Source organism: Sphingobium sp. (assembly GCF_033795625.1).
Lineage (GTDB): Bacteria > Pseudomonadota > Alphaproteobacteria > Sphingomonadales > Sphingomonadaceae > Sphingobium.
Genome location: NZ_JARYGI010000139.1, coordinates 1 through 595 on the forward strand (window position 1 = coordinate 1; position 595 = coordinate 595).

Here is a 595-nt window from a genome sequence, read left to right on the forward strand (position 1 = left end):
GGCGGACTATCGCGTCCGCGACAGCCAGAATCGCGCGGCGGCCCAGGCGACGCTGGTGCAGGCCAAGGCCCAGGCGGCCAAGGCCACCGAAGCCCGGCTGGCCGCGATCGACGCCGAGACCGCCGAAAGGATCGGCGCGGCGGAGGCGCGGATCAAGGCAGCCAGCACGGCCGCCATGGCGGAGATAGAGACGGTCGCCGCCGATGCGGCGCGCGACATGGTGGCCAGGATTTCCGGCGTGGAAGCGTCGGAGGACGCGGCCCGCAATGCAGTAAAGGCGGCACTCGCCCATGTCTGAGGCAATTGCGACGAAGGGCGGCGCGCACGACGCCCCCAATCTGGATCAGGCGATCCATGCCGAAGGGCTGGAGCCGGTCGGCACCGTCGCCCATGAAGGCGTGGCGCCGCATAGCGATCCCAAGGCTGTCGGCATGGACGCCACCGCATGGGTCAGCCTGGCGATGGCGACCTTCATCCTGATCCTGCTGGTCAAGAAAGTCCCTTCGCTGATCGGCAAGGGGCTGGACAGCAGGATCGCGGCCATCAGGGCGCAATTGGATGAAGCCACGAGGTTGCGCGCCGAAGCCGAAGCGCT

At 68.7% G+C, this 595-nt stretch carries 2 pseudogenes; both read left to right on the forward strand.

The annotated features are described in order from the left end of the window. Positions 1 to 298, forward strand: a pseudogene (locus QHC67_RS19035) (ATPase); the annotation flags it as partial. Next, positions 291 to 595, forward strand: a pseudogene (locus QHC67_RS19040) (F0F1 ATP synthase subunit B); the annotation flags it as partial. The pseudogenes QHC67_RS19035 and QHC67_RS19040, both read left to right, overlap by 8 nt.